Raw genomic sequence first — 16,798 nt, 5'->3', positions numbered from 1 at the left:
CGTAGCGAGTCGTGCCATTAACACCATGCCCCGCCGCAATGGCGACGGCGCATCGCCCCCTTTCGCATCACCAACACCACCGCACAACTCTTCCGGCCGCATCCCGCGGCCAGCTCCCGGCAGTCATCCCGCGATGACCGCATTCCACCGCAACTCCCGACAAGGAACCCCGTGATGGCCAACACCTCCCTCGGCAACGAAAGCATCCTCACCTCCTCGCGCACGCGCTGGTTCACGTTCCTCTCTGTGGCCATGCTGCTGGCGTTGGTCCTGCCCAACCTCGCGCTCGCGCAGGATGCCACCGGCACGATTGATACCACCTGCAAGTTCGCCACCAACATCAACATGATCCTCAACGCGATCTCGGTCGTGGTGGTGACGATCGCCATCGTGTTCTCCGGTTACCAGATCGCCTTTGCCCACAAGCGCATCGGCGATGTCGCCCCGGTGCTTATCGGTGCGGTGCTGATCGGCGCGGCGGGCCAGATCGCAAAGATGTTCCTCGCCGGCAGCACGACCGACGCCGGCGCCACGCAGTGCACCGCCAGCGTGCTCGTCCACGCGCTCCACTTCTATGCATAAAAACGCGCTGTTTCGCGGTTGCACCCGCCCGCCCATGTTCATGGGCGTGCCTTACGTGCCGTTCTTCATGGCGGCGGGCGGGTGCTTTCTCGTGGCGGTGTACACCAACTTCCTCTACCTGTTGCTGCTGCCGCTGATCATCTTCGTGATGCGCCAGATGGCACGGCGCGACGAAATGATTTTTCGTCTGCTGGGGCTGCGCCTGCAGTTCCGTGCCCGGATGAGGAACATCGGCGGCAACGATGGCATGTGGGTGTTCACCCCCAACCACCATCGCGGCCAACACAACGACAAACAGTGATGTGACGCGAACGCCGCCGCCGTCGTGCCGCGGAGTTCGCCGGACCAGGACTCATGCCCAAGCCAAAACCCGTATTCATGCCGGACACGCCCATCGCCGAGTTCCTGCCCCTGTCGACGCACGTGTCACCGACCGTGCTCAAGAGCACGGGCGGCGATTTCCTGCTGGTGTGGCGCCTGGGCGGGCTGCCCTTCGTGGGGCGCGAGGAATGGGAGATCGAGCACCGCCACAACACCTTCAATCGGCTGCTGCAAACCCTGCGCGCGCCCGACTTCGTCAACGTGGCGTTCTGGGTCCACGACGTGCGCCGGCGCCGGCGCCTGGATGACTGTAGCCGCTTCGTGCAGCCCTTCAACCAGGATCTGTCCGATACCTATTACAAGGGCTTGTCCGCGCAAAAGCTGATGCAGAACGAGCTGTATCTGACTCTGATGTACCGCCCCATCGTCAGCGGCAGGCGCTTCGTGGAGAAGTCGGCCGATCTCGCCCGCCTGGAGTCCGAACAGCGCGACGCGGTGAACACCGTGCTCGAACTGGCCGGAAACCTGGAAGCCGTGCTGAAGGATTACGCACCCAGCCGACTGGGCATGTACGAAGCGGCCAACGGCGTCGTGTTCTCCGAGGCGCTGGAGTTGTACGGCTACCTGCTCAACCGCATCGACGAACCGGTGCCCGTGCTCAGCGCCCCCGTGTTCGACTACCTGCCGGTCAGCAAGCAGCGCTTCTCGGCCAAAACCGGCGACTACGTGATCACCACGCCCGACGGCATCAATCACTTCGGCGCCATCCTCAACATCAAGGAATACACCGACGGGACCTACCCGGGCATCCTCAACAGCCTGAAGTACCTCGATTTCGAATACGTCATCACCCATTCCTTCAGCCCCATGGGCCGGCAGGATGCACTCAAGGCGCTGGATCGCACCAAGGGCATGATGATCTCCTCCGGCGACAAGGCCTTCAGCCAGATCGCCGAGCTCGACCACGCCATGGATCAGCTCGCCTCCGGCAATTTCGTGCTGGGCGAGTACCACTTCTCCATGGCCATCTATGCCGCCAGCCAGGAAGCGCTGTCGCAGCAGATCGCCAGCACCCGTGCCGAGTTGTCGAACGCGGGATTCGTCTCGGTCAAGGAGGATCTGGCCGTCACCGCGGCGTTCTACGCCCAGTTCCCGGGCAACTGGAAATACCGCACGCGCCTGGCCAACGTCAGCTCACTCAATTTCCTCGGCCTGTCGCCGCTGCACAACTTCGCCACCGGCAAGAAGGAGAACAACCCCTGGGGCGACTGCGTCACCACCCTGCAGACCACCAACGGGCAGGCGTATCACTTCAATTTCCACGCCACCCATCCGGCGGAGAACTCGCTCGGCGAGAAGGCCATCGCCAACACCATGGTCATCGGCAAGTCCGGCACGGGCAAGACCGCGTTGATCAACTTCCTGCTGAGCCAGGTGCAGAAATTGCAGCCTTCGCCCACGATTTTCTTCTTCGACAAGGATCGCGGTGCCGAGATCTTCGTTCGCGCCTGCGGCGGCAACTACCTCGCACTGGAAAACGGCAAGCCCACCGGCTTCAACCCTTTCCACTGCGAACGCAACGAAACCAACGTGCAGTTCCTGGCCGATCTGGTAAAGGTGATGGCCGGCAAGAGCGTCTACAGCTCGCGCGAGGAAGAGGACATCTTCCGCGCCGTCGAGAACATGCTCGATACGCCCATGCATCTTCGCACGTTGACCAACTTCCAGAAGAGCCTGCCCAACATGGGCGACGACGGCCTGTTCATCCGCATGCGCAAGTGGACGGCAGGCAATTCGCTGGGTTGGGTATTCGACAACCCGGTCGACACCATCGACCTTGAGAAAGCCAACATCATCGGCTTCGACTACACCGAGCTGATCGACAATCCCGAAGCGCGAGTGCCGGTCATCAACTATCTGCTGCACAGGCTGGAGGCGCTGATCGACGGGCGCCCGCTGATCTACGTGATGGACGAATTCTGGAAGATCCTCGACGGCAAGGGCGGCCTCAAGGAGTTCGCAAAAAACAAGCAGAAGACGATCCGCAAGCAGAACGGCCTGGGCATCTTCGCCACGCAAAGCCCCGAGGACGCGCTGGCCAGCGACATCGCCGCGGCGCTGATCGAGCAGACCGCCACGATGATCCTGCTGCCCAACCCGAACGCCAGCCGCGAGGATTACGTCGACGGCTTGAAACTGACCGACGCCGAATACCAGGTCGTCGTGAGCCTGGACGAGCGTTCACGTTGTTTCCTGGTCAAGCAGGGCCACGCCAGCGCGGTGTGCCAGCTGAACCTGCGCGGCATGGACGATGCCCTCGCCGTCATTTCCGCATCCACCGACAACATCGAGATCATGCACGAGGTACTGCGTGAATGTGCTGCCGCCGAAGGCGTCACCGTTGACGAACTGCGCCCCGAACAGTGGCTCGAGCGCTTCTACGAAAACCGCAGGGGCAGCGGGAAGCAAAAGCCCAACCAACCAACCCCGCGCACACCACGCGCCGCCGTTCGCTGAACGTGGAGAACCACCCCATGCACAACACACTGTCCACCAAATCGCCTTCGCTCAAGAATCGGTTCGGGCATCGGCTGATGTTGGCAACAGCCATCGGCTGCGCCCTGCTCGCGGGAAGCGTCAGCGCCCAGGTCGTCGTCGTCGATCCCGGAAGCATCGCGGCGAACGAACAGAGTTTCGCAGCCCAGCTCGCCAAGACGATCGAGCAGTACGCGAAACAGATCCAGCAGTACGAAACCCAGCTTCAGCAATATCAGCAGTTGCTGTCCAGCATCCAGGGCCTCAGCAACGGCTTATCACTTGCTCCCAACAAGCTGCAACGCGTCACCAACACCGATTCACTGATCCAAGGCAAGTGTTCAAACACTTCCAGCCCGGCGGGCTTGGTCAGCGGTGTCATGAACAGCATGTCTTCGTTGATGACCCAGTCCATCACCCAGACTCAGCGGATGATCTGCGGCCAGATCGTCGCCACGCAGATCCACAAGTACAACACGACGGTCGACATGCTCAACAAACTCAATAACTACAGCAGTCAGTTCCATCAGGTGGAAAGCATCGTCAAGTCGATAAGCACCGTCGCTGATACCGGACGAGCTGCTACACAGGTGGAGAAGTACAACAGTGCGGTCACCACTGAAATGGGGAACTGGCAAGCGCAGATGAAGGCCGACGATGCCATCATTGAAACGCTGCAGAATCAGCAGTCCATCCTTGGGCACGTTGCATTGAACGGCAACAGCACCGTTCTGGGTAATGTTATCCAAGCCTCTACCTTCGCCGCGGCTTTCCACTGAGCCGCGCGTGGGATGTCGGCACTCGGGGCCTGAACCCACATCTTCACATTGACAGGGAACGGCCGCGATGGGCTTCGTATATTTCGCACTGATCTACAAATGGTTGAGCGATCGGATCGATACCTTCGGGATGAATCTGATGGCTACGTTCATGACGTGGGCCAGCGCCGTCGCACTGGTGCTTGTCACGTTGTGGATCATGATCCAGGGCTATCGCATGATCACCGGCCAGTCGCGTGAGTCGATGATGGCCTTGGTCATGAGCATGACTCGAGTGGCGATCATCGTGACCGTCGCCACCACCATGAGCATTTTTGGCACCAATCTGCTCTCGTTCTTCACCACCGAACTGAGCACCGGCATCAACCAGATGTTCACCGGTGACAACAGCACGGCTGCGCAAACCATCGATGAAAACCTTGCCTGGACCCAACTGGCGCTGGGTGCCATCGATACCGTGCAAGTTGCCCCTGGCGACACCGAAACCATCAATCAGAAGAATCACGCACTGCTGATCGCCGGCCTTGGTACCGCCAGTCCGCCGATGGCTGCTGCCGCCATGCTGTTGCTGTACAAGTTCGCGCTCGCCCTGTTCATCGGCCTGGGGCCGTTGTTCATCCTGTGCCTGATCTTCGAGCAGACCAAATCACTGTTCCAACGCTGGCTGCTCTACGGCATCGGCACCGTTTTTTCCATGGCTGTGCTCGCCTTCGTGAGCTCACTCGTACTGCAGTTGTCCTTGCGGGTCGCCGCGGCGCTGTGGAGCGCCAACATCATCAACACGATCACCGGCCAGGGCGCCGAGGGATTCTCCACCCAAGCCTTGGAACAAGGTGGCCTCGGCCTGCTGTTGACCGTGCTGATCATCTCCGTGCCCCCGATGGCAGCGATGTTCTTCCAAGGAACGCTGGGCAATTTTCTGACCTACTCAGCGTTCGGCACGGGCGCCTCAAGTCGACTGGGACCGCAGGGGCAGCCACCGGGAAGTTATGGACACGGAGCGTCATCGCCGACTTTCGGGCAAGAAAGCCTTGGTCAGCGACCTGCCGGCAGCCCGCTCAATAGTGCCAATGGCAGTGTCCGCGGCACCCTCTCACCGAGTTCAGGCGCAACTGACACCGTCAAGCATCAGCCGATCGGGAGAAGCTCGTAATGATATCGATTTCGTTCCGATGGCTACTGATCGTGTTGTTGCTTTTGATGGCCGGCGCTGTCCATGGCGAGGGCGGCTGTCCGCCAGGTTTCCAACCCTCCGGGGCGGCACCCAGTCCCCAGGCTCCAGTCGCTTGCAGACCAATCCAGAACTACGAATACCAACAGCAAGCGCCGCGTCCGCCGCCGCCCCGCTGGATTCACCTCTCGGGAGCCATTGCCCTGGATTCGGAAAAAGGAATCTTTGGAACAGTCGGCTCCATGGATAATCAAGCCATCGCCGAGAGCACCGCAATCATGGACTGCAGGGGAAATGGCGGCTCAAACTGCGAAATAATCCGTTCATACACGGACGCCTGCGCTGCGATAGTGACTGGCTATGGATGGTATGCCGTAACCATAGACGCAACTTCGAATGAAGCCATTCAATCCGGCATGGACATGTGTGCAAATGACAAAATCCGCGGCTGCCACGTCTACTACAGCGAATGCAGCCTGGCAATTGATGTTCAGAAACGCATGCTCTCAATACCAGTCCCATACAGCGGAGGTATGCCATGAAGTTGCCCATCTCTCTCGCCGCCTTGATGATCGGCGTCACTACCGCCTTCACTATTGCTCCCGCCCGCGCTCAAAGCGTCGACCCATGCGCGGTCTACACCTGCATGGCAGGCATGTCCGGTGAAGGTGCCACGGGTGGTGCGGCCTGCGCACCAGCTACTGCGTTCTTCTTCAGCCTGGTGGTATTCGATCCGTACTTCGACGCGCCGGCAACTTCCCAGTTGCGGCGTCAATACCTGATGACCTGCCCCGGCGCCAACGTCGCCACCAACGCCGCCATCCTGAACGCCATCATCGCCCAGTGGGGCACCGTGCCGTAGAGCACAACAAGCGTCTCCACTTGTGATTGACCTTTGAGGATCCGACAACCATGAAGCCCTTGCGCTCCCTGTCCCTGCTCATTTTCTGTGTCGCAGCGTCCGCTTGCCATTCTTCGCAGCAAGCCACTACTGGCGCAACAGCCGCGCCTGGACGAGCCACTGCGTCCGCAAAATCTGATGCAGAGGCATCCCTCGACAACGTGCACAAGGGCATGGCGTACGCCGACTTCCGCACCGCCCTGCTCGTCGATGGCTGGCGACCGGTAGTGGACCTGAAATGCAAGGCCAATGTGGTGGGTGGTGCCTACAAGGAGCTTTGCGCAAAAGGTTTGGACTCGTGCAAAGCCTGTGACGAGTTGCCCGAACTGGGCGCCTGCAGTGGCGATGCGGTCTGCCTGATGCACTTTCAGGATGCAGCGACCCATCGCCAGCTTGACGTGAGTACATACGGCGACCTCGGTGATCGAAACGTTCATGGCGTGGATTCACAACTGGGTGTGACGGGCTGGACTGTGTCGTCGACGGCGTTGCATTGATCGACTAGCGACGCAGAAGCAAGCCGCTCCTGTCGAGCTTGGGCACGAAGAAACCTCTCAGGGAGATTTCAATGAGCAATCCGTTGTTGGATTTGATCGTCCGTGGTGAGTCCGGTGCCGCTGGCTACAACGCCTACAACCGCGGCACTTACGTCGATCTGCATGGCGGCAAGCATATTCGCGGTCCAAGCGGCGCAATCGACTTTTCCAGCCTGACCGTGGGCCAGGTACATGATCTGCAACATCTTCGAGGCGACGACCCTCACCGGGTGTTCGCGGTCGGCAGGTATCAGGTGATTCCCTCCACCATGGACGGCGCGATCACCAAGCTGAACCTGGATCGCGATCTACCGTTCTCGACGGCCCTGCAGGATCGAATCTTCTCGGAGTATTTGATCGTCGACAAACGGCCAGCCATTCACGGATATGTCACCGGCCAACCGGGAATCACTTTGGAGGCCGCCCAGCGAAGTCTGGCGGCGGAATGGGCCAGTTTCGGTGATCCGGATCAAGGCGGCGCCAGCCATTATGGCGGCGCCAACCACGCCAGTATCACCCTGGCGCAATCGGCAAGCGCCCTGAACCAGATGCGGACCACGTATCAGGCCGACATCGCCTGCGGCTTCTCGCCGTCCGAAGCGTGGAAGCACGTCACCGCCAGCGATCACCAGCGCTCGTCCTCCGATGACGAATCACCGTCGAACCACCTGCGACGCCAAGGCAATCACGGTGATGCCGTGCGAACCTTGCAGAGCACACTGGCCGCCTTGGGTTACTGCGATGCTCACGGTCGCTCACTGAAATCCGACGGCGACTTTGGCTCGAACACCCATTCTGCGGTCGTGGCTTTCCAGCGCGAACATCACTTGGCAGTCGACGGCAAGGTCGGCCCGCGAACGCAACACGCGCTTGATCTGGCCTTGCGACAAAAGGATCGCGTCGCCACCACGTGGCTAGACGATCTGCGCCACCCGGATCACGCGCTGTACCAGCAGGCACTGGCAGGCGTGCACAGGATCGATGCGCAGCTCGGCCGACACTCTGACACGCGCAGCGAGAATCTTGCCGCCGCCATCGTTGTCGCCGCGCGCCGCCAAGGCCTGGGTCGCATCGACCAAGTGGTACTGTGCGAAGACGGTGAGCGTGCGTTCGTGCTGCAGAACGGATTGCCTGCGCGAATGGCCCACGTGCAAACCGCCGACGCGGTACACACGTCGATCATGGACAGCAGCGTCGCCTGGACGCAGGCGAACCAACAGGCGGCATGCCGAAGCGTGTCGGCACAAGCACAGGCTGTCCCCGTGTCCCCGGTTCCGCAAGCAATCGGACGTTGAGCCCGTTACGCCTGGTTGCGCGTTGCTGACCGATCGACCGGTTCGCGATGTTCGTGTGCTCCCGCCGCGAGACTGGCGAGCCTGTCCAGTTCTTGCGCCGTGAAGCCTGCCTCGATACGTGCCGGGCGATTGAACGGCCCGCGCAGGTCGACACCCATGTACTCGCGGATCAGGCCGAAGAAGGTTTCCACCGGGTCGATGCCGTCGCGCTCGCAGCAATGCAGATACCAGCGCGTGCCGGCGGCGACGTGGGCGACTTCTTCGCGCAGGATCACTTCGAGAATGGCCACCGTGGCTTCGTCGCCCAGCTGGCGCAGGCGCTCGATCATGCCCGGCGTCACATCCAGCCCGCGCGCTTCGAGCACGCGCGGCACCAGTGCCATGCGCGCGGTGTCGTTGTCGGCGGTTTTCTCGGCCATTTGCCACAGGCCGTCGTGGGCGTCGAAATCGCCGTAGGCGTGGCCCAGCTCGCCCAGCCGCGCGGACAGCATCGCGAAGTGACGCGCTTCGTCGTGGGCGCAGCTGGCCCAGTCGCGGTAATAGTCGTGCGGCTTGCCGCGGAAGCGGTAGACCGCGTCCCAGGCGAGGTTGATCGCGTTGAACTCGATGTGCGCCACCGCATGCACCAGGGCAATGCGGCCTTCGGCACTGCCCAGCCCGCGCTGCGGCAGCTGGCGCGCATTGACCAGCCGCGGCCGTTCGGGACGGCCGGGCGGGCCGATCGGTTCGGGCGCAGGCGATGACGCATCGGCCTGCAATTCGCCGCGCTCGAAGGCGCGCCACGTCTCACGCGTCAGACGCAACTTCTCGTCGGGCTCGCTGGCGTCAAGGCAGGCTTTGGCGGCGGCATGCAGATCGGACATGGGTTTCCCTGCAGGAGCGCACCCTGTGCGCGACGCTTTTCCCGAATCCCGGCAGAAAAGCATCGCGCACAAGTGCGCTCCTGCGGTTTACACGGCGCGCCGCGCAGCCTTGGCGTCGTCGGAGCGCAGCATCTGGATCTGTTCCAGGTACTGGTCGTCCAGGCCGGTGACGTATTCGCCGGAGAAACACGAGGTATCGAAGTGCTCGAGGTTCGCGTTGCCGTCGCGCACCGACCACTCGAGATCCTTGAGGTCCTGGTAGATCAGCCAGTCGGCGCCGAGCAGCTTCTCCACTTCCTGCTCGGCGCGACCGGCAGCGACCAGCTCGCTGGTCGAGGGCATGTCGATGCCGTACACGTTCGGGTAGCGCACCGGCGGAGCGGCGGAGGCGAAGTAGACGTTCTTCGCCCCGGCATCGCGCGCCATCTGGATGATCTGCTTCGAAGTGGTGCCGCGCACGATGGAATCATCCACCAGCAGCACGTTCTTCTTGTTGAACTCCAGGCCGATCGCATTGAGCTTGCGGCGCACCGATTTCACCCGCTCGCCCTGCCCCGGCATGATGAAGGTGCGGCCGATGTAGCGGTTCTTGACGAAGCCCTCGCGGAACGGCACGCCGAGCACGCCGGCCAGCGCGCTGGCGGCGGTGCGCGCAGTGTCGGGGATCGGGATCACCGCGTCGATGCCGTGGTCGGGGCGCTCGCGCAGGATTTTCTCGGCCAGCTTCTCGCCCATGCGCAGACGCGCCTTGTATACCGAGACGTCCTCGATCATCGAGTCCGGCCGCGCCAGGTAGACGTACTCGAAAATGCACGGCGTGTGCACCGCGCCCTCGGCGCACCGGCGGCTGTGCAACTGGCCCTGGTCGGTGATGATCACCGCCTCGCCCGGCATCACGTCGCGCAACCGCTTGAAACCCAGCACGTCCAGCGCCACCGATTCGGAGGCCACGGCGTACTCGTGCCCTTCGGCGGTAACGCGCTCGCCCAGCACCAGCGGGCGGATGCCGTGCGGGTCGCGGAACGCGACCAGGCCGTAACCCAGCAGCAGCGCGATGCAGGCGTAGCCGCCGCGGGCGCGGGCATGCACGCCGGCCACGGCCTTGAAGATGTGGTCGGGAGTCAGCTCCATGCGGTCCTGGATCTGCAGCTCGTGCGCGAGCACGTTGAGCAGCACCTCGGAATCGGAATCGGTGTTGATATGGCGACGGTCGCCTTCGAACATCTCGCGCCGCAGTGCGTCGGTATTGACCAGGTTGCCGTTGTGCGCGAAGGCGATGCCATACGGCGAATTGACGTACAGCGGCTGCGCCTCGGCCGAACCTTCCGAACCGGCCGTGGGATAGCGGCAATGGCCGATGCCGATACGCCCGCGCAACTCGCCCATCGCCCGCTGGCCGAACACGTCGCGCACCAGGCCGTTGCCCTTGTGCAGGCGCAGGCGCGAGCCCTCGACCGTGGCGATGCCGGCCGCGTCCTGGCCGCGATGCTGCAGCACCGTCAAGCCGTCATAAAGCGCCGACGCCACTTCCGTGGTACCGACGATGCCGATGATTCCGCACATGATGGATGGCCTGTTTCGGGAATGCTGATTCTATGGTTGCCGCGCGGGCGGCGGCGTGCTGGCGGCGCTGGCCGGCGCAGCGGGAGCGCCTTGCCGTCCGGAAATGGGGGCGTGCAGCCGCTCGCTCAAGCCGTCCACCCGCTTGAGCAGTTCGGCCGGAGCCACGCGCTCGAGCAGGCTCGGCGCTGTCGACGAGCCGGCCGGCCCGTGCGGCAGCACCGGCGCCGACTTGAGCTTGTCCAGCACTGCATCGGGATGCAGGTGATCGCCCACGCTGGCCGGGATGTTCTGCCCCAGCCACGCTGCGGCGCCCTGGAACTGCGGCAGCAGCACCGATTGTTGCCACCACGATTCGCGCGTCACCGCAGTAAGCCCCACCAGGAAAACCAGGATGGTGACCACCAGTGCGCCACGCACGAAACCGAACAACACGCCCAGCAGTCGATCGATACCGCTCAGGCCGGTGCTCCAGATCAGCCGTCGGGCGGCAAAGCGCACGAGCATGCCCAGCAACAGGATGCCGAAGAAGCAGATCGCGTAGCCGAGTCCGATCCGCGCCATGGGCAGCGAGATCGAATTCTGGAACAAGGCCGCCACATCCGGCCCGAACACCGCCGCCATCCAGAAGGCGGCGATCCAGGTGGCCAGCGACAACACCTCCGCCACCAGTCCGCGCATCAGGCCGATCAGCACCGACAGCGCAAGGATGGCCAGAATGATTCCGTCGAGCCAGTTCATCCGTTCAACCGGCTCGCGCGGACGCCGCGCCCGGCATATGACTGCGTCGCCGGCGTACCTTCATCACCGCGGCCGCGGTGTCGTTCAGGGCACCGAAACGACATTGCCGTCGATGCCCAGCTTGGCCTTGATCTGGTCGTGCACGCGCTGGGCATCGGCACGCTGGGTCTGCGGGCCGGCGCGCACGCGCCACAGGGTACGGCCACCGGACTGCACCGAGTCGACGAAACCGTCGAAGCCGGCCGCGCGCAACTTGTCGCGCAAGGCGGTCGCGTCGGCCTGGCTGCTCACCGCCGCCAGTTGCACCGCCCAGCCGCCGGCCCTGGCGGCATGGGTGGCCGTCGGCGTGGTGCTCGTGGACGTCCCCGCGGCATCGCCGTCCTGCTCCACCTTGGCCGGCACGCCGGGAATCGCCTGGGTGATCTTCAGGCGCGCCGCCTCGGCGGCCGTGCGCGTTTCGAATGGACCGGCGGTGACCAGCGTGCGCGACTGCCCGGCCCGCGTGATCACGCGGCCCGATACCGGGTAGCCCAATGCGCGCACCCGGCTCTGCAACTTTGCCGCGCCACTGGCGCTGGCGTAGGCGCTGAGGTTGATCGTGTAGCTGCCGTGTGCCGCAGCCGCCGCGACCGGTGCCAGCGCGGGTGCGGGCGTCGGCTCGGCCGGTTTGGCCGCCGGCCGGGTCGGCTCGCTGGCCGGCGCGGGTTTCGCTGCGACCGTGGCTTTCGGCATCGGCGCGGCACCCGTGTCGCGCTGCGGGATCACCGGTTGCGCCGGCGAGGTGCCGCTGCCAGTCGTCACCGTGGTCGGCGCGGGCGTCCGGCCTGCCTGGGGGTCGAGTTCCACGTCGCGCGGGCGGTTCGAGTCGATGGTGACCGTGGCGATGCGGTCGCCCGACGCCGCGGCGGTCGCCGCGCCGGCCGGCACGCTGGCGGCGGCGGACGGGTCGAGGCTCATCGTCCTGGTTTGCAGGTCGCGGTCGGGCGCAGGCGGAATGGCCAGGCTCACCGAGCGGTCACCGCCGGGGGTGGGCGGGCTGTCGGTGAAGAACATCGGCACAAAGATGACCGCCAACGCTATCAGGACGGCAGCTCCCAGCAGGCGTGTTTTCAAGTTTTCGCTCCCAGGCGGCGAACGCGATGCGCAATATGGCGATTATACCTGCCGGCGCCCGGCGCCATGCGGCGGCTCACGGCGCATGTTCAGCCATCACCGCGCTGGCGACGAAAAACGAGCCGAACGCCAGGATGCAGTCGCCCGGCTGCGTGGCCTGGCGTGCCGCAGCCAGCGCGGCAGCCACGTCGGGATGGGCGTCGAACGATGCTTGCGGCAAGGTGGCTTTCAGCTTCTCGGACAGCGCCGCCACGTCCATGCCACGCGGCGAAACCTGCTCCAGCCCGGCCAGATGCCAGTGCGCGATGCGCGCACCCAGCGCGCCGATCACCCCGGCCACGTCCTTGTCGGCCAGCGCACCATAGACGGCATGCACTGCGCCGTGCGCCGATGCGTCCAGCCACTCGGCCAGCGCCCGCGCGGCCTGCGGATTGTGGCCCACGTCCACGAACACCGGCGGCTCGCCGCCCAGCGCCTGCAGTCGCGCCGCGATCCGCACGTCGTGCAGGCCGGCGCTGGCCGCGGCGAACAGGGTGCTGGGCGAGAACGCCTCGTCGCCCAACGCATGCAACGCAGCGATCGCGGCGGCGGCGTTGGCGTGCTGCACCGGCGCGGCGAGATAGGGATCGGGCAACTCCATCGCACTGCCGTCGCGATGGCGCCAGCGCCAGCCGTCCTCGTGGCGCTCCACGCTGAAATCGATGCCGGCGCGCTCGACCTGCGCGCCACGTTCGGCCAGCGCTGCAAGCAGGCCATCGGGCGGATCGAGCTGGCCCACGATCGCCGGCCGACCGCGGCGCGCGATGCCGGCCTTCTCGCGGCCGATGCTGTCGCGGTCGGGGCCCAGCCACTCCATGTGGTCCAGATCCACGGTGGTGATCACGGCCACGTCCGCATCGATGATGTTGACCGCGTCGAGCCGGCCGCCCAGCCCCACCTCGAGCACCGCCACGTCGACACCGGCGCGGGCGAACAAGTCCACCGCCGCCAAGGCGCCGAACTCGAAATAGGTCAGCGGAATCTCCGCGCGCGCCGCCTCGATGCGTTCGAACGACTCGATCAGCGCGGCATCGGTGACCGGCACGCCCTCGATGCCGATGCGCTCGTTGTAGGCCAGCAGATGCGGCGAGGTGAAGGCGCCGACGTGCCAACCGGCCGCCTTCAGCATCGCCTCCAGCAGCGCCACGGTCGAACCCTTGCCGTTGGTGCCGGCCACGGTGATCACCCGCGGCGCCGGCCGCGGCGCGCCCATGCGCTGCCATACCTCGCGCACGCGATCGAGCCCCAGTTCGATGGTGTGCAGGTTGACGCGATCCTGATAGCTCAACCACTCGGCGAGGGTGCGGGGCATGAACGGGTTACTCGATGAACAGGCGAAGGGGTCGCCCATTGTCGCCGAACCCGGCGCAGGAACGCACCGATCAGACAGCCGGCACTGCCCTCACAATCCCGCGCCACGCAGCCGCAGCGCGTTGCTCACCACCGACACCGAGCTCAGGCTCATCGCCAGCGCGGCGATCATCGGCGACAAGGTGATGCCGAACCACGGATACAGCACGCCGGCCGCCAGCGGCACGCCGACGGCGTTGTAGACGAAGGCGAAGAACAGGTTCTGGTGGATGTTGCGCACGGTGGCCTGCGACAACCGGCGCGCGCGCACGATGGCGCCGAGCTCGCCCTTCACCAGCGTTATCTGCGCGCTCTCCATCGCCACGTCGGTGCCGCTGCCCATCGCGATGCCGACATCGGACGCGGCCAGTGCCGGCGCGTCGTTGATGCCGTCGCCGGCCATTGCCACGCGACGGCCTTCGGCGCGCAACGCGTTGACCACGGCGGCCTTGTCGGCGGGCGAAACGTCGGCATGCACCTCGTCGATGCCCAGCGTGCGCGCCACCGACTGCGCGGTGGTGGCGTTGTCGCCGGTGAGCATCACGATGCGCAGCCCGGCGGCATGCAGCGCCTGGATGGCGGCGGGCGTGTCCGGCTTGATGCGGTCGGCTACCGCCAGCAGCGCGGCGAGGGTGCCGTCGACGGCAAGGAACATTACGGTGGCGCCGTGCTGACGCAGTCGTTCCGCGCGGGCATTGGCGTCGGCGCTGATGGCGGCGCGCGACTCGTCCATCAGCCTGGCATTGCCCAGTGCCACCCTGCGGCCATCCACCGTCGCGCTGACGCCGCGGCCGGTCAGCGAGCGGAACTCCGTGGCCGCCGGTGCCGCCACGCCTTCGGCCTCGGCGGCAGTGACGATCGCGCGGGCCAGCGGATGCTCGCTCGGCCGCTCCAGTGCGGCGGCCAGCGCCAGCAGGTGTTCGCGCGGCTGGTTGCCGAGGACCACCAGTTCGGTCAGTGCCGGCTTGCCTTCGGTCAGCGTGCCGGTCTTGTCCACCACCAGGGTGTCGATGTCGCGCAGGGATTCGATCGCGCCGGCGTCCCTGAACAGCACGCCATGCTGCGCGCCACGCCCGCTGGCGACCATGATCGAGATCGGCGTGGCCAGGCCCAGCGCGCACGGACAGGCGATGATCAGCACCGACACCGCCGCGATCAGTGCATGCGTCAGGCGCGGTGCCGGCCCCACCATCGCCCAGATGGCGAACGCCAGCACGGCCGCCACGACCACCGCCGGCACGAACCACGCGGCGACCTTGTCGGCCACGCGCTGCAGCGGCGCGCGGCTGCGCTGCGCGGCCGCCACCAGCGCCACGATCTGCGCCAGCATGGTTTCGCCGCCGACCTTCTGCGCGCGCATGGTCAGCGCGCCATCCTGATTCACGGTGCCGCCGGTGAGCGCATCCTCCTTGGCCTTGACCACCGGCATCGGCTCGCCGGTGAGCATCGATTCGTCGACATGGCTCTCGCCCTCGATCACCACGCCATCGACCGGCACCTTCTCGCCGGGGCGCACGCGCAGCACGTCGCCGGCCTGCACTTGCTCCAGCGGGACGTCGGCCTCGCTGCCGTCGGCAGCGATCCGCCGCGCGGTTTTCGGCGCCAGCCCCAGCAGCGCCTTGAGCGCCGCGCCGGTGCGCCGCCGCGCGCGCAGCTCCAGGAAATCGCCCAGCGTGACGAGGGTGACGATCACCGCTGCCGATTCGAAATACACCGCAACACGACCATGCGCATCGCGGAACCCCGCCGGGAAAATCCCCGGCAGCAGGAACGCCACCGCGCTGTACAACCATGCCACGCCGGTGCCCAACGCGATCAGCGTGTACATGTTCGGCGACCACGGTTTCAGCGAGCGCCAGCCGCGCGCGAAGAACGGCGCGCCGCCCCACAGCACCACGACGCTGGCCAGCACCGCCTCGACCCACGCGGCCACGCGATCCCACGGCGCGGGCAGATGCCAGCCAAACAGATGCGGCCCCATCGCCAGCGCAAACACCGGCAGGGTCAGCGCCACCAGCCACCGGAAACGCCGCGTCATCGCCAGCAGCTCGCCGCCGTCGTCCTCGTCCAGCGAGGGCATCATCGGCTCCAGCGCCATGCCGCATTTCGGGCAAGAGCCGGGGCCGACCTGCTGCACTTCCGGGTGCATCGGGCAGGTGTAGATCGCGCCCGCAGGCGCGGCCGGCGCGGGTTTGCGTTCGCCCAGGTACGCGGCCGGGTCGGCCACGAACTTCTCGCGGCAGCGCGCGGAGCAGAAGTGATACGGATGGCCGTCGTGGTCGGCGCGGTGCTTCGCGGTGTGCGGGTCCACGCTCATGCCGCAGACCGGGTCCTTCGCCAGGTGTGCGCCATGCGCAGCCCCGTGTGAGGCGTGGTCATGATGGTGCGCCGCAGGCTGGGCCAGGTAACGCGCCGGTTCCGCCTCGAACCTGGCCTTGCAGCCGCCGCAGCAGAAATGGAAGGCCTGCCCGTCGTGCATCGACTGATGTTTCGACGTGGCCGGATCGACCGTCATGCCGCAAACCGGGTCAATCACCGCCGAAGGCGTGTCGTCGCCACCGTGGCAGCAGGCATGCGCGTTCATGGCGACACCTCCTCACCGCTGAGCGCGCGCAGGATCGGGCATTGCTCCGGCTTGCCGTGCCCCGGGCACGACGCCACCAGCTCCGCCAGGCCATCGCGCACCCGCTGCAGCTCGGCGATACGCTGCTCGATCGCCGCCAGCCGCTTCTGCGCACGCTGCTTCACCGCTTTCACCCCGCGCCGGCGATCTGCCGACAGCGCGAGCAGTTCGCGGATCTCTTCCAGCGTGAAGCCCAGATCCTTGGCACGGCGGATGAAGCGCAGCTGCGTCACCGCGCCCTCGCCGTAACTGCGATAGCCGGAGGCACGCCGCTGCGGCTCGGGCAACAACCCTTCGCGCTCGTAATAACGGATCGTGTCGATCGCCACGCCGACGCGCCTGGCGACGGCACCGATGGTCAGGGAGGAGGCTTGCGTGTTCATGGGCAT

Annotated in this window: 16 protein-coding genes; 9 read left to right on the top strand and 7 right to left on the bottom strand. The window is 65.4% G+C overall.

The genetic code is table 11. From position 1 onward, the window contains the following. The first annotated feature begins 174 nt into the window (after window positions 1–174). The 9 genes from ACVCMI_RS08350 to ACVCMI_RS08310 all read left to right on the top strand — a co-directional run bounded on the left by ACVCMI_RS08350 (window position 175) and on the right by ACVCMI_RS08310 (window position 8,120). The gene (locus tag ACVCMI_RS08350; protein ID WP_395121368.1) at window positions 175–582 is read left to right on the top strand and encodes a TrbC/VirB2 family protein; all 408 of its coding nucleotides are present in this window, start codon (window positions 175–177) and stop codon (window positions 580–582) included. Then, window positions 575–883, top strand: coding sequence for a type IV secretion system protein VirB3 (locus tag ACVCMI_RS08345; RefSeq protein WP_395117701.1), 309 nt, complete (start codon window positions 575–577; stop codon window positions 881–883). The genes ACVCMI_RS08350 and ACVCMI_RS08345 overlap by 8 nt, the downstream gene beginning before the upstream one ends. A gap of 53 nt (window positions 884–936) precedes the next feature. Beyond that, window positions 937–3,420 (top strand): VirB4 family type IV secretion/conjugal transfer ATPase, encoded by a 2,484-nt coding sequence (locus ACVCMI_RS08340; protein WP_447099164.1) that lies wholly within the window; start codon window positions 937–939, stop codon window positions 3,418–3,420. A gap of 17 nt (window positions 3,421–3,437) precedes the next feature. After that, window positions 3,438–4,217 carry a hypothetical protein gene (locus ACVCMI_RS08335; protein WP_447099165.1) on the top strand — a complete coding sequence of 260 codons (780 nt, stop codon included), beginning with the start codon at window positions 3,438–3,440 and terminating at the stop codon, window positions 4,215–4,217. A gap of 67 nt (window positions 4,218–4,284) precedes the next feature. After that, window positions 4,285–5,370: a type IV secretion system protein gene (locus ACVCMI_RS08330; protein ID WP_447099166.1), complete on the top strand. Its 1,086-nt coding sequence runs from the start codon at window positions 4,285–4,287 to the stop codon at window positions 5,368–5,370. Further along, window positions 5,370–5,930, top strand: coding sequence for a DUF4189 domain-containing protein (locus ACVCMI_RS08325; protein WP_447099167.1), 561 nt, complete (start codon window positions 5,370–5,372; stop codon window positions 5,928–5,930). The genes ACVCMI_RS08330 and ACVCMI_RS08325 overlap by 1 nt, the downstream gene beginning before the upstream one ends. Further along, window positions 5,927–6,250, top strand: a complete 324-nt coding sequence (locus ACVCMI_RS08320; RefSeq protein ID WP_447099168.1) for a hypothetical protein — start codon at window positions 5,927–5,929, stop codon at window positions 6,248–6,250. Before ACVCMI_RS08325 ends, ACVCMI_RS08320 begins: the two co-directional genes overlap by 4 nt. Before the next feature lie 50 nt (window positions 6,251–6,300). Continuing rightward, window positions 6,301–6,786 carry a hypothetical protein gene (locus ACVCMI_RS08315; RefSeq protein ID WP_447099169.1) on the top strand — a complete coding sequence of 162 codons (486 nt, stop codon included), beginning with the start codon at window positions 6,301–6,303 and terminating at the stop codon, window positions 6,784–6,786. Between the two features lie 71 nt (window positions 6,787–6,857). Further along, on the top strand, window positions 6,858–8,120 hold the full coding sequence (locus ACVCMI_RS08310) for an XVIPCD domain-containing protein (RefSeq protein WP_447099170.1): 1,263 nt from the start codon (window positions 6,858–6,860) through the stop codon (window positions 8,118–8,120). Window positions 8,121–8,125: 5 nt separating this feature from the next. Here the strand turns inward: ACVCMI_RS08310 and ACVCMI_RS08305 are convergent, their stop codons facing one another. The 7 genes from ACVCMI_RS08305 to ACVCMI_RS08275 form a co-directional block, all read right to left on the bottom strand. Further along, on the bottom strand, window positions 8,126–8,983 hold the full coding sequence (locus tag ACVCMI_RS08305) for a ferritin-like domain-containing protein (RefSeq protein ID WP_447099171.1): 858 nt from the start codon (window positions 8,981–8,983) through the stop codon (window positions 8,126–8,128). Window positions 8,984–9,070: 87 nt separating this feature from the next. Next, the gene (gene purF / locus ACVCMI_RS08300; RefSeq protein ID WP_447099172.1) at window positions 9,071–10,546 is read right to left on the bottom strand and encodes an amidophosphoribosyltransferase; all 1,476 of its coding nucleotides are present in this window, start codon (window positions 10,544–10,546) and stop codon (window positions 9,071–9,073) included. 30 nt (window positions 10,547–10,576) lie between these two features. Then, window positions 10,577–11,284 (bottom strand): CvpA family protein, encoded by a 708-nt coding sequence (locus ACVCMI_RS08295; RefSeq protein ID WP_447099173.1) that lies wholly within the window; start codon window positions 11,282–11,284, stop codon window positions 10,577–10,579. 84 nt (window positions 11,285–11,368) lie between these two features. Then, window positions 11,369–12,397: an SPOR domain-containing protein gene (locus ACVCMI_RS08290; protein WP_447099174.1), complete on the bottom strand. Its 1,029-nt coding sequence runs from the start codon at window positions 12,395–12,397 to the stop codon at window positions 11,369–11,371. A gap of 76 nt (window positions 12,398–12,473) precedes the next feature. After that, on the bottom strand, window positions 12,474–13,748 hold the full coding sequence (folC, locus tag ACVCMI_RS08285; RefSeq protein ID WP_447099175.1) for a bifunctional tetrahydrofolate synthase/dihydrofolate synthase: 1,275 nt from the start codon (window positions 13,746–13,748) through the stop codon (window positions 12,474–12,476). A 90-nt stretch (window positions 13,749–13,838) separates the two neighbouring features. Further along, window positions 13,839–16,370 (bottom strand): heavy metal translocating P-type ATPase, encoded by a 2,532-nt coding sequence (locus tag ACVCMI_RS08280; protein ID WP_447099176.1) that lies wholly within the window; start codon window positions 16,368–16,370, stop codon window positions 13,839–13,841. After that, window positions 16,367–16,792 carry a heavy metal-responsive transcriptional regulator gene (locus tag ACVCMI_RS08275; protein WP_447099177.1) on the bottom strand — a complete coding sequence of 142 codons (426 nt, stop codon included), beginning with the start codon at window positions 16,790–16,792 and terminating at the stop codon, window positions 16,367–16,369. The genes ACVCMI_RS08280 and ACVCMI_RS08275 overlap by 4 nt, the downstream gene beginning before the upstream one ends. Window positions 16,793–16,798 lie beyond the last annotated feature (6 nt).

Source organism: Rhodanobacter sp. UC4448_H15, from assembly GCF_052978265.1.
Note: the sequence above shows the minus strand (reverse complement) of the source record. Positions and strands in the feature narration are given on the sequence as shown.

Bases quoted from the DNA above. Each gene is read 5' to 3' on its own strand.
- ACVCMI_RS08315 (WP_447099169.1), top strand. From the start codon at position 6,301: ATGAAGCCCTTGCGCTCCCTGTCCCTGCTCATTTTCTGTGTCGCAGCG.
- ACVCMI_RS08295 (WP_447099173.1), bottom strand. From the start codon at position 11,284: ATGAACTGGCTCGACGGAATCATTCTGGCCATCCTTGCGCTGTCGGTG.
- purF (WP_447099172.1), bottom strand. From the start codon at position 10,546: ATGTGCGGAATCATCGGCATCGTCGGTACCACGGAAGTGGCGTCGGCG.
- ACVCMI_RS08335 (WP_447099165.1), top strand. From the start codon at position 3,438: ATGCACAACACACTGTCCACCAAATCGCCTTCGCTCAAGAATCGGTTC.
- ACVCMI_RS08280 (WP_447099176.1), bottom strand. From the start codon at position 16,370: ATGAACGCGCATGCCTGCTGCCACGGTGGCGACGACACGCCTTCGGCG.
- ACVCMI_RS08350 (WP_395121368.1), top strand. From the start codon at position 175: ATGGCCAACACCTCCCTCGGCAACGAAAGCATCCTCACCTCCTCGCGC.
- ACVCMI_RS08330 (WP_447099166.1), top strand. From the start codon at position 4,285: ATGGGCTTCGTATATTTCGCACTGATCTACAAATGGTTGAGCGATCGG.
- ACVCMI_RS08310 (WP_447099170.1), top strand. From the start codon at position 6,858: ATGAGCAATCCGTTGTTGGATTTGATCGTCCGTGGTGAGTCCGGTGCC.
- ACVCMI_RS08340 (WP_447099164.1), top strand. From the start codon at position 937: ATGCCCAAGCCAAAACCCGTATTCATGCCGGACACGCCCATCGCCGAG.
- ACVCMI_RS08325 (WP_447099167.1), top strand. From the start codon at position 5,370: ATGATATCGATTTCGTTCCGATGGCTACTGATCGTGTTGTTGCTTTTG.
- ACVCMI_RS08275 (WP_447099177.1), bottom strand. From the start codon at position 16,792: ATGAACACGCAAGCCTCCTCCCTGACCATCGGTGCCGTCGCCAGGCGC.
- folC (WP_447099175.1), bottom strand. From the start codon at position 13,748: ATGCCCCGCACCCTCGCCGAGTGGTTGAGCTATCAGGATCGCGTCAAC.
- ACVCMI_RS08345 (WP_395117701.1), top strand. From the start codon at position 575: ATGCATAAAAACGCGCTGTTTCGCGGTTGCACCCGCCCGCCCATGTTC.
- ACVCMI_RS08305 (WP_447099171.1), bottom strand. From the start codon at position 8,983: ATGTCCGATCTGCATGCCGCCGCCAAAGCCTGCCTTGACGCCAGCGAG.
- ACVCMI_RS08320 (WP_447099168.1), top strand. From the start codon at position 5,927: ATGAAGTTGCCCATCTCTCTCGCCGCCTTGATGATCGGCGTCACTACC.